At 60.3% G+C, this 16,308-nt stretch carries 9 protein-coding genes and 1 pseudogene; 4 read left to right on the top strand and 6 right to left on the bottom strand.

Annotated features, from left to right (window positions below; translation table 11 throughout):
• Positions 1 to 11: 11 nt before the first annotated feature.
• Positions 12 to 497, bottom strand: coding sequence for a hypothetical protein (locus BMY73_RS18230; protein WP_092408813.1), 486 nt, complete (start codon positions 495 to 497; stop codon positions 12 to 14).
• A gap of 299 nt (positions 498 to 796) precedes the next feature.
• Here BMY73_RS18230 and BMY73_RS18225 point away from each other — a divergent pair, with 299 nt between their 5' ends.
• Positions 797 to 1,576, top strand: coding sequence for a ParA family protein (locus tag BMY73_RS18225; protein ID WP_062379197.1), 780 nt, complete (start codon positions 797 to 799; stop codon positions 1,574 to 1,576).
• 40 nt (positions 1,577 to 1,616) lie between these two features.
• On the opposite strand, the pseudogene BMY73_RS28905 reads toward BMY73_RS18225, so the two are convergent.
• Positions 1,617 to 1,955: pseudogene (locus BMY73_RS28905) on the bottom strand (PAAR domain-containing protein); the annotation flags it as partial.
• Positions 1,956 to 2,091: 136 nt separating this feature from the next.
• Complete coding sequence (trxC, locus tag BMY73_RS18215; protein ID WP_092408811.1) at positions 2,092 to 2,526, bottom strand: thioredoxin TrxC; 435 nt, start codon at positions 2,524 to 2,526, stop codon at positions 2,092 to 2,094.
• Positions 2,527 to 3,035: 509 nt separating this feature from the next.
• On the opposite strand from trxC, the gene BMY73_RS18210 reads away from it, so the two are divergent.
• Positions 3,036 to 4,007 (top strand): hypothetical protein, encoded by a 972-nt coding sequence (locus BMY73_RS18210; protein ID WP_092408809.1) that lies wholly within the window; start codon positions 3,036 to 3,038, stop codon positions 4,005 to 4,007.
• A gap of 86 nt (positions 4,008 to 4,093) precedes the next feature.
• Here BMY73_RS18210 and selO read toward each other — a convergent pair whose 3' ends face one another.
• From selO to BMY73_RS18195, 3 genes are read right to left on the bottom strand one after another with little or no spacing between them, the layout of a single operon-like run.
• On the bottom strand, positions 4,094 to 5,557 hold the full coding sequence (gene selO / locus BMY73_RS18205; RefSeq protein ID WP_092408807.1) for a protein adenylyltransferase SelO: 1,464 nt from the start codon (positions 5,555 to 5,557) through the stop codon (positions 4,094 to 4,096).
• A 48-nt stretch (positions 5,558 to 5,605) separates the two neighbouring features.
• Positions 5,606 to 8,986, bottom strand: a complete 3,381-nt coding sequence (gene mscK / locus BMY73_RS18200; protein WP_092408805.1) for a mechanosensitive channel MscK — start codon at positions 8,984 to 8,986, stop codon at positions 5,606 to 5,608.
• A 36-nt stretch (positions 8,987 to 9,022) separates the two neighbouring features.
• The gene (locus BMY73_RS18195; RefSeq protein WP_062379184.1) at positions 9,023 to 10,765 is read right to left on the bottom strand and encodes a potassium/proton antiporter; all 1,743 of its coding nucleotides are present in this window, start codon (positions 10,763 to 10,765) and stop codon (positions 9,023 to 9,025) included.
• 247 nt (positions 10,766 to 11,012) lie between these two features.
• On the opposite strand from BMY73_RS18195, the gene BMY73_RS18190 reads away from it, so the two are divergent.
• On the top strand, positions 11,013 to 13,628 hold the full coding sequence (locus tag BMY73_RS18190; RefSeq protein WP_092408803.1) for a dermonecrotic toxin domain-containing protein: 2,616 nt from the start codon (positions 11,013 to 11,015) through the stop codon (positions 13,626 to 13,628).
• Positions 13,629 to 13,723: 95 nt separating this feature from the next.
• Complete coding sequence (locus BMY73_RS18185) at positions 13,724 to 16,300, top strand: dermonecrotic toxin domain-containing protein (protein WP_092408801.1); 2,577 nt, start codon at positions 13,724 to 13,726, stop codon at positions 16,298 to 16,300.
• Positions 16,301 to 16,308: the final 8 nt, after the last annotated feature.

Genomic DNA, 16,308 nt, shown 5'->3' with positions numbered 1-16,308 from the left:
GCACCAGAGGGCTAGTGACCGGCTTTGCCTCGCAACGGGCTGAGGACGTAACGCAATCCGTCATCCAGACTGATTCGAAAAAAACCTTCGCTCGCGTAATCGACGCTCCAGCGCTCATCAAGACTGCGCCCATGGGGCCGTAACTCGACGCCTGGATAGTTGAAGGGCACATCTCTTTCCGGGGTCAACGCGAACAGAGCGGCGGCGCACAGTTCTCGAGTTTCCCGGTCGCGCGCTCGTTCTTCACCCTTTTTCCAGGTTTCCTCGTTCAGCTGCTGCTGACCCAGAAGGTTGCCCGAGGTGTCCATCAGCGCGCACAGCACACCATGGCGTTGCTTTTTGATGTCCAGCCGCAATTCCTCGTGCTCCCGTCCCTGATCGCGCTGAACATGGAGCTGCTGCGGGAACTTGATATGGGGCAACTGTGCCGGCACTGGCGCGTGAACGGCGCACGCACTCAGGAACAGGGCACAAGCAAGCACGATGACGCGGATCATGGGGTATTACCTTCCAGTGGCGCCGGCCAAGGCGGAAACCTTCAGGCGGCTGAGTCGATTCTTTCAGTGACGGTGCGGTTCAGGCGCTGAATGCCCTCAAAAGCGCATCATCCTCGTGAGGCGAGCATTGGGCAAATGGGTGAGCGGAAAATTTCATTAAGGTGCGCAGGATCGCTTGGGTCTTACGGGCTTATCGGCTTGAATGTCCTCGCCCTTGTCACGCTCTACGCCTAGACTCGGGACCTATCACAAGATGGCATCGCAAGCCGTCTATCAGTATCACGACAGGGAGTTTTCACATGCGGCGTGTGGTGTTCAATCAGAAAGGTGGTGTTGGCAAGTCAAGCATCGCCTGCAATCTGGCGGCTGTGAGTGCCCACGAGGGCCACCGGACGCTCTTGATCGACCTCGATGCTCAGGCCAACTCGACGCAGTACCTGACGGGGCTGACCGGCGAGGACATTCCCATGGGCATTGCGGACTTTTTCAAGCACACCTTGTCTGCCGGGCCGTTCTCGAAGAAAAACCAGGTCGATATCTACGAGACGCCCTTCGAGAATCTTCATGTGGTGACGGCGACTGCCGAACTGGCCGATCTGCAGCCCAAGCTCGAAGCCAAGCACAAGATCAACAAGCTGCGTAAATTGCTGGAAGAACTCGATGAGGATTACGACCGTATCTATCTGGACACACCGCCAGCGTTGAATTTCTATGCCGTGTCGGCGTTGATCGCGGCAGACCGGGTATTGATTCCGTTCGATTGCGACAGCTTTTCGCGGCAAGCCCTCTATGGTCTGCTTAAGGAAATCGACGAACTGAAGGAGGACCATAACGAAGAACTGGAGGTGGAAGGGATCATCGTCAACCAGTTCCAGTCACGGGCCAGCCTGCCGCAACAGATCCTCGACGAACTGATCGCCGAGGGCCTGCCGGTGCTGCCGGTTTACCTCAACAGCTCGGTGAAGATGCGCGAATCGCATCAGGCCAATATGCCGCTGATCCATCTGGACCCTCGGCACAAGCTAAGCCAGCAGTTCGTGGAATTGCATCAATTGCTGGAAACCAGGACGGCGCAGTGACGGCAGCGGCCAGGCGTTCTGCTTCACGCCGAAGCTTTCCAAGCTGTTCTGCCCGTTTGCGCGCCTTACGGGCCTCATCCTTCGGAATGGCAATGGCCGCGTCCATATCGGCCACCAGTTGATCCTGGCTGGCGATCAGTCGATTGATCCCGTCGGCGCAGCCACATTTCACGACCTGTCTGTGCGTGGCCACAGCGATCAACTGGTCGATGAAGGTCGGGTTGCCCTGTGCGATGAACCCGACCTGCTCACATTCGGGACACCACACCGGGTCGCCCATACGAGCGACACGGCGGCCCTCCCAGGTCAATGTTCCCGATGCCTTCAACACGGTGCCGCCCGTTGTCGTCGCGTCGCCTTCTCTGATCGCCTGTGTCATCGCTTGCTGCTCCAGGGTTGCGGTGGGAATGGAAAACCCTAGACGTTGACGTCGACGATTGTCGTGCTGAAAAGCGCTTTCAGAAATGGCCTACATCGCTAGCTGTCGTGTGCTTCAAGCTCTGGCGAAGCGGCTGTCAAATCCCTTGGCTGGCAAGCCAGGCGGTCAGTTGCTGAAGCGGCAGGGCCCCGCTCTGGCGCGCGATCTCGCGGCCGTTCTTGAACAGGATCAGGCTGGGAATTGAGCGAATGCCCAACTGGGCCGAAAGTTGCTGATTGGCTTCACTGTCCAGCTTGGCCAGACGCACGCGACCGCTCAGCTGCGTGGCCGCCTGCTCGAACGTGGGCGCGAAGGACTTGCACGGCCCGCACCAGTCCGCCCAGACATCCACCAACAGCGGCAGATCGCCTTTGATCTGGCTGGCGTAATCGCCTTGAGTGAGGTTGAACGGCTTGGTCAGCAAAACAGGCTGCTTGCAGCGCCCGCATTTGGGCTGATCGCCGAGCCGGTCTGCGGGGATGCGATTGAGCCCGTTGCAATGAGGGCAGGGAATCAACAGAGCGTCGGACATGGTGGCTACCTGAATAAAGAACGGCGGACAGTCGCTAGGTGGAGGTTGGCCCGCGCTTTATCAAGCCGGTGTATCCAAAACCGCACGAGATGAGCGCGTTAATGCTTTATCGGACAAATTTCCAAGTGCCAACGACGGAAATTACCGCGTTAAAAAGGGATTTCCCACAACGGTGGTGCCTCTTCGCATGGTGGCTAGGTCCTCAGCGTCATCGACATGCGTGACTGACCGGAATGCCTGGTGCGCATTGCTTTGTCTTTCGGCCACCCAGCGCAACGACGATTAACTTTTTTTCTGCTCGGCGAGGCTCAGAATTATTCGATTGGCGGCCTTCGAGCTTAGCGCTGATGGCTGATCCGTGAGCTAAATGCCATTTTGATGAACGAAAGAACTCCCCCGTTCGCCCAGCTATCCACCCTGGATCCCCATCGATAGCCTCCCCCTCAAGGGGCCTCCGATCCACCGTCCGGAACATCCGCCCCTGACCCTTCATTGCCAGGGAAACGCCGATGATCACTCAGTTGCAAACCGCTATTTCCGCCATCATGTCGAGCAAGGTAGCAGCGTCGACCTCTTCCGAAAAACAGGGTGATCCGGCCATTGTGGATAAAACCACCCAGTCGCCTGCCGACAAAGCGACCTTCTCAACGCTCGCCAGTCAGCTGAATGAAAGCACGGCACGTGCGGCGGCGCGTGATGCAGTGATGACACATGCCGAGTTAGGCAAGTATGGCCTCGCTCGTATCAATGAGTTTCTGGTTGAATCGCCCAAGGCCAACAGCTTCACCCGGGCGATGGAAGTGCCCAGGACGGGCGACCCTGAGCTGCTGGACCGGGCGCGACAGGCCAGTGAGTTCGTCACCCTGACGCTGGCAGGCCATTCGGATGCGAAGAGCCCGTTTGAGAAGCTGTCTCGCGAGCAGCTCAACGTGATTGTTTACGACGACAGCGGCGCGTTCACCCTGAACGAACGACGCGCGGCGTACCAGGGCGTGCAGAAAATGGACCAGGCCTGGCGCAAGACTGCCATTCCCGCCGGTATCCTCGAGCAAGCCCGCACCGGCAAGGCCACGAAGTTCTACAATGAGGCGCTCAGTTACTTCAAATCCCTGCCTGCGATCGAAAAAGCAGTGGACTACCCAAAGGACACCGAGACCCTGCTTAAAGCAAGGATCAAATCCGATCCGGTTCTGCCGGATTTCCCGGGTGTCGTGACCCGGCAGGGCGGTGATCGCAAACTGACGCTCTACGACATCCTCGCCGGAATCGTCGACACCCAGAAAAGCAAGGTCGATCCGGACAGTCCCGTACTCAGAAAGAAATTCAGCCCGCGCACTTCCCCTGTTCCCAAGACGACGGCCGAGGCGTTCGTCAAAGACAATCAGCCGAAACCCAAGGCGCAACCAGTGGTTCAGGCTGCGGTACAAGCGTCGGCGCCAACCGCGGCGAAGACCGAGCAACCGACGGCTAAAAATCCGTAGCAGTAAGGTTTGCAGACGGTGGGGCGCTTAAAGCCGCCCCCACTGACTGGCTGCGTCGAATCCGTGTTTTGCCGGAAGGGAGTTGCCTACGACGAACAACTGATCTCCAGATGCTTGCCCCAATCCGGCGGACGCTGTGCATAGCTGTCCATTCCGGGCTGTTCTTCGAACGGGTTGCACAGCACTTGATGCAATCGACGGACTTCGCTGTAGTCGCCTTGCTCGGCGGCTTCGATGGCGCGTTGGGCGAGGTAGTTGCGCAGGATGTAGAGCGGGTTGACGGCGTGCATGCGGGCGCGACGGTCTTCCTGGATTGTCGCCGGTTCGCGGGCGATGCGGGCTTTGTACGTCTGGGCCCATGCGTCGAAGCCGAGCATGTCGACGAAGTCGTCGCGCAGGCGGCTGACGGCGATGTCGGCGGATTCGTCGCCGAGGCGGCGGAAGAACAGGCTGTAGTCGACGCCGCTGTTCTGCATCAGTTGCAGCAGGCGGGCGATGAGGTCGGCGTCTTCTTCTTCGGCCGTTGTCAGGCCAAGGCGGCGACGCATCAGGTCCAGGTAGTGCGCCTGGTACAGCGGCAAGAACATGCCCAGTGCTTCACGCAGCGCTTCGACGCTGATGAACGGCGTCAATGCTTGAGCGAGCGCGCTAAGGTTCCACTGACCAATCGGCACCTGATTGCTGAAGGAGTAACGCCCTTCGTGGTCCGAGTGGTTGCAGATGAAATGCTGGTCGAAGTCGTCGAGAAAGGCGAACGGACCGAAGTCGAACGTGATGCCCAGAATCGACATGTTGTCGGTGTTCATCACACCGTGGCAGAAACCGTAAGCCTGCCATTTGGCGATCAGTTCGGCCTGGCGTTCGACGATCGTGCGGAACATCGCCAGATAGGGTCCCGGCTGTTCCAGGCATTCGGCGTAGTGCAGCGACATGACGTGGTCGGCCAGCACTTTCAACTCATCGTGTTGTTTGGTGTAGAAGAAGTACTCGAGGCTGCCGAAGCGAACGTGGCTCTGCGCAAGCCGCAATACCATCGCCGCGCGCTCCTGCGTCTCCCGCCACACCGGGGTCGTCGAGCCGATCACGCAGCCGGCGCGACTGGTCGGGATACCCAGCGCGTGCAGCGCTTCGGACGCGAGAAATTCGCGGATGGAGGAGCGCAACACCGCGCGACCGTCGCCCATGCGGGAGTAAGGCGTCTGACCGGCGCCCTTCAGGTGCAGGTCCCAGTGTTCGCCTGCGTCGTTGTACACCTCGCCGAGCAGCAAGCCGCGGCCGTCGCCCAGGCGTGGGTTATAGGACCCGAACTGATGGCCGGAATAGACCATGGCGCGAGGGTCGGCCTCGGCCCATAGCTTGTGGCCGCTGAACAGTTCGGCGAATACCGGCTCTTCGGCCTGCGCAGGGTCCAGGTCCAGCAACGCGAGGGCCGCATCGCTTGCGACCACCAGGCGTGGTTCGGCAATGGGCTCGGGCAGCACGGACGTGGAAAACACGTCGCCCAGGCGGGCGAAGCGGTTATCGAAGGTCAGCTCGTCGAGGGCTTTCAAGGGATGCCTCCAGCAGAATGTCCGACCATTCTGCTGGGATTTTCCGGGTCAGTCGAGCTTCACGTCCGGCGGTTCAGGCACATCCTTGGGGGCGGACGGCATGGCTGTCGGCGCGGCCGCCGGTGCGGGGATGGTTTTCGTCTCTGGCTCGACCGGCACCATCTTGTACTCCTGTCCCTGCATGTTCTTGAGGTAGACCTCCATCTGCCGGAATGAAATATTGATGTGCTGCTTCTTGAATTCCTTGTTGATGAAGCGGTTTATCTCGTCGAGCACCGGGTTGCGGTCGCCGAGGTCACGCACGTGCATGCGCAGTTCGTGATCCAGTGTGCTTTCGCCAAAATTCAGAAAGTACACGATCGGCGCAGGCTCCTTGAGCACGCGCGGGTTTTCGTGTGCGGCCTTGAGCAGCAGGTCGCGCACCAGGTCCAGGTCGGAGCCGTAGTCCACGCCCAGTTTCAGCGTGACGCGGGTGATGGTGTCGGTCAGCGACCAGTTGATCAGTTGCCCGGTGATGAAGGTCTTGTTCGGGACAATGATGTCCTTGCGGTCGAAGTCGGTGATGGTGGTCGCACGAATGCGGATCTTGCTGACCGTCCCCGACAGATTGCCAATGGTGATGGTGTCGCCGATCCGCACCGGGCGTTCGAACAGGATCATGATGCCGGAGATGAAGTTGGCGAAGATCTCCTGCATGCCGAAACCCAGACCGACCGACAGCGCGGCGACCAGCCATTGCAGCTTGTCCCAACTGACGCCCAGCGCCGAGAGGGTGGAAACGAAGCCGACGCCCGCAATGATGTAGGACAGCAACGTCGTTGTGGCGTAAGAGCTGCCCTGTTTGAGGTTCAGCTTGGACAGCACCAGCACTTCCAGCAGACCGGGCAGGTTACCCGCCAGCACGAAGGTGATGCCGATGATCACCAGCGCGCCGATGAGGTCGCCGAGGCTGATCGGCACCATGCTCATGTTGGCGCCGGTGCCACTCGTGTACTCATAGAGGGTGATGTTGTCCAGGTAAGAGAAGACGGTGATCAGGTCGGCCCAGACGAAGTAGAGTGCCCCGACGAACCCGGCCAGCAATGCCAGACGAATCAGTCGCAGCGACTGCTGGTTGACCTGCTCGATGTCCAGTGTCGGCTCTTCCACCGGTGTTTCGCCGTCGCCCGCCTCTTTGGCGGCCTGACGTTTGGCCATTGCCCGCTGGTAGGCCAGCCGCCGTGCCGCGACGCCAAGGCCGCGAACGAAGGCGGCTTCGATGACCAGCCACAGCATGAGCAGGTAGAGGGTGTCGATCAGCCGGTCGCTGAGTTTCAGCGCGGTGTAGTAGTAGCCGAAGCACACTGCGATGAACAGCGCGACGGGCAGAGCGGTGAAGGCAAGGCCCACGGCGCGTCTGAACAGCGAGGCGTTCTGGTGGGTGGGGCTGGTCAGCAGCAATCGGGCAAGCAACCACGTCATCAGCGCATAACAGGTCAGGACCACGGCGATGCCGATGACGTCGTCCGCCAGCGCGGAAGGCTCGTGCTCGGCAACGGCCACCACGGTCACCAGCGCCAGCACCACCAGACCCAGGCGGCGAATCCAGCCACGCAGGAATTCCACCTGTGGTTTTTCCCAGCGGAAGTGCAGTTGCGCCACGCCGCCCGGCGCGAGAATCCGGTAGGCGGTGTAGAACACCAGCCAGGCCAGCGAGAGTTGCAACAGGGCCGCGCCCAGGTTGACGTTCTGTTCGCGCGCATCGATCTGCAAGGCCAGTGCACACGAGGCCAGTGCGAGTGACAGCGGCATCGCCAGCAGAATGTTGATGAAGATCGCCAATGGCGTCTGCCACTGCCTGTCACGCTTGAAATGACCAATGTCGGCGTGCAGACGGTTGAGCTTGTCGTACAGCGCCTTGCGCTTCCACATCAGGGCGCCGATCACCAGCAACAACGGCAGGAAAATCAGCGGGCGCTGGGTCAGGCCGTCAGCCAGTTCGCTGAGGCTGGATGTCCAGGGCAGAGTCGTGATCTGTTTCATCAGCCGCGGCTGAACGCGCTCGAACCATTCCAGGTCCAGAGGCTTGTTGCTCGGAATCCAGAACATCTGCTCGTCGAGTGTCTGGCGCAGGCTGAGCGCAGTGCTGACCAGTTGCTTCTGGTTCAGCTGCAGGGTGATGGATTCGTTGAGGAGCGCGCTCAATTCGCGGTTCAAGCGTTCCAGCAGGTCAGTCCGGGTGGTGGCCAGATCCAGCAGGGCCTTGCGCAGCGCGGGGGTGATGTCTTCCGGCTTCTGTGTGGCGAGCAGCGTGTCGACATAGTCGCTCGGGTTGCTCATCTGCTCGCGTTGCTGATTGACCTCGAACTGATAGAGACGAATGTCGGCGATTTCGTCAGCCAGGCCGCTGTCCAGTTTGAGCTTGGGCAAGGACTGCTTCTGTTTGTAGAGAATCTTGGAGAGCAGCAGGCTGCCGCTCAACACGTTGATCTGCTCGTCCAGCGCCTGATCGGTCTGGGTAATGGCGTCCAGCTGGGTTTTGGTCTTCAGGTTCTGCTGCGTCAGCTCGTTGAGCCGGTCGGTGCCGCGCAGCAGGTAATCGGAGAGCTTGAGGTTCGCCGCGCTTTCCGTCGCTAGCAGGCTGCTTCCGCCGGCTTTCTGCGCTTCGAGCGACAGCTGCGTCACGGTTTCCTGGGATTGCGCGCGGCGTTTGTCGTTGATCAGGGTCTGCAGATCCTGAATTTCCTGGTCCTGACGGGCGACCTTTTCGGTGAGCAAGTCGCGCTGGCTGCCACCCAGGTCCTGCAACTGGCTGTTGCCTGCCAGTTCCTGACGACGCAGCGCGATCAACGCGTTGAGCGAGGCCAGTTCGGCGTTCAGCTGATTGCGCTGGTCGGCGTTGATCGCCTTGCCTGCCTCCTTGCCCGTCTTGAGGATGGTGTTGATGGTCTGGATGCGTGTCTGGCTGCTGCTGATTTCCGCCTGGGCACGCTCGGGGCGGGTCTGAGCGGTGATCGTCAGGCTGTTGGCATCGTTCAAGGCTTTCTGCAGGTCGGCCTGTTGGGCGCTGCGGTCGCTGAGCATCTGTTCAAGCTGCGGAACGCTCATGCTGGCGTAGCGCTGGGCCACAGGTATCTGACGAATGCCCTTGAGGCGCGTGAGCTCTTTCTGATTTTCGGTGGTTTGCCGGGGCGCGTCGGCCAGTTGCTTCTTCAGGTCTTCCAGCTTCTTCTGGTTGTCCTTCTGACTGGCGAGGAAGGCGAGCGTCTGCTCCAGCACCTGTTGCATGGCCTTCTGATCGTCAGGCGACAGTTTCCGGTCGGCGATCTTGTCCAGGCTCTGCTGAACGGCTTCGCTGGAGGGTGGCGGCGTGTCGGCGGCAAGCGCCGGGTTTGACGACAGGCATAGCCCAAGCAGGGCCGAGGCAAAAAAAGTACGCAGCGTGAACATAGACACCGGGTCGAGCGATCGGGAAAGGAGAGCAGTTTAGAGGAAGAGTCCGGGGCCCGGGCGGCTTCCTTCGGGGAATCTGACGCCCACTTTGAGGATCTTGTTCCCGTCCATCACTGCAACTGTCCAAATAGTTCCATTCCATTCGATCTGGTCGCCGACGATGGGCGCCCCGCGATTCTTCTGAATGATGAACTGGCTGAGCGGCATGTCCGGATCCAGGCCGTCGAGTTTCAGACCGTACAACGCCGCGACAGCCCCGAGCTGAGCGTCTCCCTCGAGGACGAAGTCGCCGAAGAAGCGCAAATCCTGACCCCGTTGTGGGGCTTGGCTGAACAGCTTTCCGAGCGCCGGAAGGTTATGTTCATGACCAATGACGCAGAGCAGGTCACCCGTCTCCAGAACCGTACTACCCGACGGATGGAGCAGTTGCTGACCCCGAAAAAGTGCAGCGATGCGCGTGCCTTCCGGCATTTTCAGCTCGCGAAGCGCGGCACCGATGCACCATTTTTCCGCGCCGAGTCGGTAAACGAACAGCTCCCACTCGCTGGTCACGTGAACCTCCAGCGCCGCCCGGGAGATCGGAGCGGGATCAGGCGGAACGGTGACCTTCAGCCATTTGGCGACCCACGGCAGGCTTGTGCCCTGAACCAGCAGGGAGACGAGCACGATGAAGAATGCCAGGTTGAAGTACAGCTGAGCGTGCGGCAGGCCCGCCATCAATGGGAACACCGCCAGAATGATCGGGACCGCGCCGCGCAGGCCGACCCAGGCAATGAACGCCTTTTCCCGGCCGTGGAATACCCGGAACGGCAGCAGGCCTGCCAGCACTGACAGAGGGCGCGCCACCAGAATCATCCACAGCGCCAGACCCAGAGCAGGCAGCGCAATGGGCAGCAGGTCGTGCGGCGTGACCAGCAGGCCCAGCACCAGGAACATGCCGATCTGCGCCAGCCATGCCATGCCATCGAGCATGTGGAGGATGCCGTGACGGCTGCGGATCGGCTTGTTACCCAGCACCAGGCCGCACAGATACACCGCCAGGAAACCGCTGCCGTGGATCGCGTTGGTCAGGGCGAACACCGCCAGACCACCCGCGATCACCAGGATCGGATACAAACCGTTCGCCAGATTGATCCGGTTGACCAGTTGCAGCATCAACCAGCCGCCGCCCAGGCCGATGATGCCGCCAATGCCGAATTCCTGAATCAGATGCCCCAACAGGCTCCAGTGCAGACCGGTCTGACCGCTGGACAGCATGTCGATCAGGGTGACGGTGAGGAACACCGCCATCGGATCGTTGCTGCCGGATTCAATTTCAAGACTGGCGGTCACCCGTTCGTTCAGGCCCTTGCCACCGAGGAGCGAGAAAACCGCTGCAGCGTCCGTGGAGCCCACGATGGCGCCGATCAACAAGCCCTGAATGATGTTCAGGTCGAACAGCCAGGCCGCGACCATGCCGGTCAGCCCGGTGGTGATCAGCACGCCGACCGTGGCCAGCGACAGCGCAGGCCAGAGCGCCACGCGGAAACTCGCGACCCGCGTTCGCAGGCCGCCGTCGAGCAGGATCACGGCCAGCGCCAGGTTGCCGACCAGATAAGCCGTGGGGTAGTTGTCGAAGATGATGCCGCCGCCGTCGACGCCCGCGACCATGCCGACCGCCAGGATGATCACCAGAATCGGGATGCCAAGGCGTGAGGACAGCGAGCTGACGAGAATACTTGCACCCACCAGCAACGCGCCGATCAGGAACAGGCTGTTGATGGTCGTGGCATCCAAGGGCGGTACTCCAGACAAAAGCAGAAATTGAAAGCACTGGCGGACTGACCATGCAGTCGGCGTGCCAAGGGATTTAACCTGTTGAATTGGCAGGCTGTCAAAGCTTTGCCAATTAATACATGGCGCGTGTGGAGGTTAACCTCAATCGGTCTGTGCCCGTTTACGCCTGGCATAACTATCTATGGCCGCAGGCCGCAGCGCCTGTGCTCACGTAAGGGCTTCCCTCTTTCAAGGACTCAGGAAGCCAATGACTTCTGCAACATTTCAGCTCCACCGGAATGATCAACAGGTATTGCGGGAAACGGCGCGCAGCTATGTCGCCGACTACCCGGATCTGCATGAGATGGCGCGTCGTGCCGCGCAGCACATCCTCTTCAAGCGCACCGGCAAGCACCTCGACCCCGAAGCTGTTTACTGGCACCGGTTCAGCGGCGCGTCCAGCAGTCCGCGCACCTTCAGCGGGTGGGAGCATGTGGGCAAGCCGGTCGAGTCGATGACCATGCTCGAGCTGCTCATGCGCCGCTTCATTCCACAGGATCAAGTATCGACTGACGAGCTTTCGGTTTACGAAGGCTTCTACACGGCCCGCGCGGATCACCGGGTGTTCAATGAAACCAATGAAGTGCCTATGCTCGCCCGAGATGTTTTGAGCGATTTCTGGGCGTTGGACTTCAGTGCCGGGTATCAGCTCAAACGTGAACGGTTCTGGCGCGACCATGACTCGACATTTTGTGTGCTTGCCAAAGCCGAATACCTCGCCGCAGCGGGACGGTCATTGCGCGACAAGCGGATATCCCGGGCGGATTTCGAGGGGTTGATCGAAGGGGTTTTGGGCCAGGGCGTCGACAGTCCGACCCGCGCCTTGCTGGAGGCAAACGTCCGCTCGACGGCCAAAAGCTCCTTCCACTGGCTGGATATCGGCGGCTTCAAGGCTCGCGATATCCTGCGGGTGGTGGACGAGCACGGTGCCCAGACGCTTTATATGCCTGGCAAACCTGCGTCGTTTCATCGTTTTGCCAGCGCGCGCGAGTTGTTCGATTGGGTCAAAGGGTGCTTTGCAGCCACGGCCACCCGCGACTCGGCACGCGGTCATTTTCTGCGTTCATCCATGGATCAGCCGGCGCGGGTCGCCGCTTTCGATCAATGCATCGACCGGTTGCTCACCCATGAGTGGAAAGACGCGCAGGGACTGCTCAACCAGATCCAGGACCCGATCCCCGGCGATCCCTTCGCGTATTGGCGTGATATCGCCAAAGAGGAAATGGCGGAGGATGCCCGCTTGCTGTTGACCGGCAACACCGAACTGCGCAAGAAAATCTGGATGGGTTACCTCGATGCCTTCGTTCAGGTCACGGGCAACCTTGCCCTGCTGGGGTGGCCCGTTGCGTTGACCGTGATCGGCGCCAGTGCCGTCAATATCGGGCTGAACATCGATCAGGCGTTCAAGGGCAAGACGCTCGCTCAGCGCAAGGCGGGGGTGTTGGGGGCGATCGCCAATGCCATTTATCTGGCCTTCAACTTACCGCTGTTGGCCGGAACCGCCCGTGCGGGTGGACGCTTGGCGAACGAAGTATCGGCTGCATCCATGCCGGTCAGCCACGAACCGATTGTGGACCCTCTGGCCAACCTGAACGGTAACCATCTCACGCTCGAAGGGGTTGCGCCTCAGACGACGCCAGGGAGATGGCGGGGCATTCAACAGCTTGCAAATGGCGAAACATGGATCACGCTGCGCGGCTTGCCGTACCGGGTGACGTTCGATGAATCACTCTCGGGGTGGAAGGTGGTGGACCCGCAGAACCCGTTCGCTTTTTCCTCGGGGCCCCTCGTTTTCCTGAATGCACAGGGTGAATGGGAGCAAGCCGCCAGGACAGGCCTGGCGGGCGGCGCACCCTTCGACGTTCCATTGAGTTCCTCCGTGCAGCCCACCTCCACGGCCTTCGGCGTCACCGGTTCCACCTTCTGGGATCACTACATGCTGATCAACGTCTACGAGGAAAAGCGTCTGGCCGAAGCGGCGATAGCCCGCCAAGAGGCGGTCGTGGACATTTATCGGATGGATCCGGACGAAGAAGTGGTCACTGACTCGGAGGGCGAGGACGTACACATTGACCTGTGGGGCGCCAAACACCGGGTATTCAAGACCCACGATGCAACCTTCCACGTCGAAAATATTCGTCGCTACACCGTCGATGGCGGGGTCTATAACCAGTACTTGCGCACCGGCACGGTCTACGAAGACGCGGAGCACCCCGGCCTGGCGACGATGGAGGAGCAAATCGAGGACATCCAGCGATTTGTCGATGATGTCGGCACGTTGGGCTTTAACAATGACGTCACGCTTTATCGTGGTGGCAGTGGTGAGCGAAGCACCTCGGGCCAGTTCTTTCGCAGTGGCCGTGTTGAGGTGGGTGATGTGCTCACCAACACCGACATCACCTCATTCAGCGAAAACCCTTACCAGGCGCGCTCCTTTGCCAGTAGTCAGGCGGGCGGCAACGCCGTCTCGATCACGGCGCCGGTGACCTTCGACGACAGCTCAGTGGTTTTCGAACTGCCCGCCAGGCAATACCTCGGCGCCATTCCTATCGCGCCGTTTTCTTCGAACCCGGGGGAGGCCGAATCCATCTTTCTTCCCGGCCGCTATTTTCAGATAGAGCAGCTTGATGAGGTGCGAGGCGCTTTCTACCGGTTCATGAGGGTTCGAATCAAGGAAGTTCCGGCACCGATTGCCGGACGAAAGCTATTGGACATGCGCACTGGCGAGGCCTTCAGTCGAACCCGGTATGCGGAGCTGCTGGGTCCGCCTGGCAAGACGCTGGTCGACAGGTTTTTCCCTGAGCACGCGTCCTCTGCGATTTGATGCTGAGGCAAGAATGCATAAATAAATAGTTACCGCCTCCCGCTCTCTCATCCTGATTACGTGCATGACTTCCCTAACAGCAAGGACAGGAAGTCATGCAGTCAACAAACCTTGGGACGTCGAACTCGATCAACGCTCCCGCCACTCCATTCGATGTTCGTTCGCTTCAACAGCGCGCCGCCGCGCTGATGGCCTCGTACCCGGACCTCTACTCACTGGCTTTTCGGGCCGCACGCCAGATTGTGCTCAAGCACACCGGCAAGTTGCTGAACCCCACGAAGGTCTATTGGCATCGCTTCACCCAGGCAAACAACAGTGGCTCGACCTTTACGGGTTGGGAGCACGTTGGGGCGCCGACCGAGTCCATGACACTGGTCGAGCTGGTGATGCATCGCTTCAGTGCCGACGACAACGTGTCTGCCGATGAGCTGAACACCTACAGCGGCTTCTACACGGCAGGCGCCGACCAGCGTTTCTACAACGAGCACAACGAAGTGCCAATGCTGCCCAGTGCCGTGCTTCAGGATTTCTGGAAGCTGGATTTCGCCGGAGCGTGCAAACAAAAGGTCGACGCGTTCTGGCATGCCCACGAACAGGACTTCTGCACCTTCGCCAAGATCAACCTGCTGTCCTTGGCCGGACTGGCCTTGAGCAAAAAACAGCTGTCCGTGGAAGATTTCCAGACCGTGCTCATTGCGGTCACTGGCGCGACCGACCCTCACGTGACCTGGCAAATGCTGCAGGACAATGTGGGTTTTGCGGCTGGCGTAACGATGCAGGTCTTCCAGCTTGCCGGTCATGATTCGCGGGACATGCTGCTCATTCAGGACAGCCGTGGTCGGCAACTGCTCTTCAAGCCCGACGCGCAGCCGGTGTTTCATTGTTTTGCCGACGAGCAGGCGCTTTATCGATGGGTCCAGGCGCAGCTCGGCGAGGCTCAAACCCGCGCGGCGCTGGTTTCCCACTTTGCCCACGACGCCGAACAGCAAGCGTTGGTCAGCGCACGTGTTTCCAGGCGCGCCGCACAGCCGTGGTCTGCGGAACAGACCTTGATCGGTGATTCGCGGCCGGCTGGACCGAAACCCGTCTTCGAGCAGCTCCGTGACAAGGCTCGCCATGAAATGACCCAGGACCTCAATGCGCAGCTGACCAGCAGCGCCAGCCTGCGCAAACAGATGTGGATCGGTTACCTGGGGGCTTTCATTCGTATCGCCAACGGGGTGGCGCCGTTGGCATGGCCAATCGCGCTCAGCCTGGTGGGGGCCAGTGTCATCAATGTGGGCCTGAGCATTGATCAGGCCATCAATGGACGCACCCGGCAGTTGCGTAAATCGGGAGTGATGGGAGCCATCGTCAATACGGTGTATCTGTTCCTCAACCTGCCATTGCTCGCCGACATTGGCCGCGCCGCCGAAGCCGTGCCGGTGGTCGGTGATACGGCTGAAACCGAGGCCCCGTCGCTGGCAGGCCTGGAAGGCAACGAGCTCCTCGATCAGGTGCCCGCAAACAGCGATACGGGCCTTGCCCGCGGCGTGCATGTGCTGGAAAACGGCGAAACCTGGATCACCCTGGGTGACCTGCCTTATCGCGTTCGTTACCTGGAGGATCTGAAAACCTGGGCGGTGGTCGATCCCCATAATCCTTACGCCTTCAACGGCGCGCTGCCGGTGCGTCTGAACGCGCTCGACCAGTGGGAGTTGATCAAGGCGCCTAAACTCGTGGGCGGGCAGCCGCCGATGGAAGACGGTGTCGAGGCCTCAGAGGGCTCTGGCGCTAAAACGAAAAAGCCCTATGCCACGACATCGTCTGCGTTCTGGGACACGCACATGCAGTTCAATCTGGCCGAGGAACGTCGCCTGTCGAGATTGGGCAACGAGCGTCAGAAGTCGGTGACCCACGTCTACGAGCTGGAGTCCGACGAGGAGGTGGTGACCGACTCGGAGGGTGAAGACGTTGTTTATGACGCCTGGGATGAAAAGCACCGGGTCTTCAAGACCACCGACCCTATGTACTTTGGCGGAGCGATTGCCCGTTACACCGACGAAGATGATGCGTACAACGTTTTTCTGCGCTCGGGAGAGCGCAAGGGGCCGCGCCAGATCGAGAATGTCGAGCGTCTGCTCGAAGACCTTGCCGAGATTCAGCCAAACAATGATGTGCCGCTTTACCGAGGCGGAAGCGGGGAACGGGGCACGTCGGGCAAGGTCTTTCGCAAAGGCACGTTGAAGCAGGGGGATGTGCTGGTGAACACCGATTTCACCTCGTTCAGCGAGAACCCCTATATCGCCAGGGTATTCGCCAGCAGCCAGGGCGGCGCGGCTTCATCCAGTCATACCGGCGCAATCACGTTCGACGATACATCGGTGGTGTTCGAGCTGCCTGCGGGTGAGTACCTCAATGCCTTACCCATCAGCCCGTTCTCCGAAAACCCGAACGAGGTGGAGTCACTGTTCATGCCGGGCCACTACTTTCAGATTCAGCGCATCCAGGAAGTGGCCGGTAGCGACTACCGCTTCATGAACGTGCAGCTTCGGGAGATACCGGCGGAGCAGGTGACCGGTCCGGCCCACGATATGCGCACGGGCGTGGTCTTCAATCGCGAGGCGTACGCCGAAAAACTGGGCGATGATGCGAAGGTGCTGGTGGACACCTTCTTTCCCCCGAAACCCTGACCCGTTCG

It is taken from the genome of Pseudomonas sp. NFACC02 (assembly GCF_900110765.1).
Taxonomy (GTDB): Bacteria; Pseudomonadota; Gammaproteobacteria; order Pseudomonadales; family Pseudomonadaceae; genus Aquipseudomonas.
This window is presented reverse-complemented; position numbering and strand designations above follow the sequence as displayed.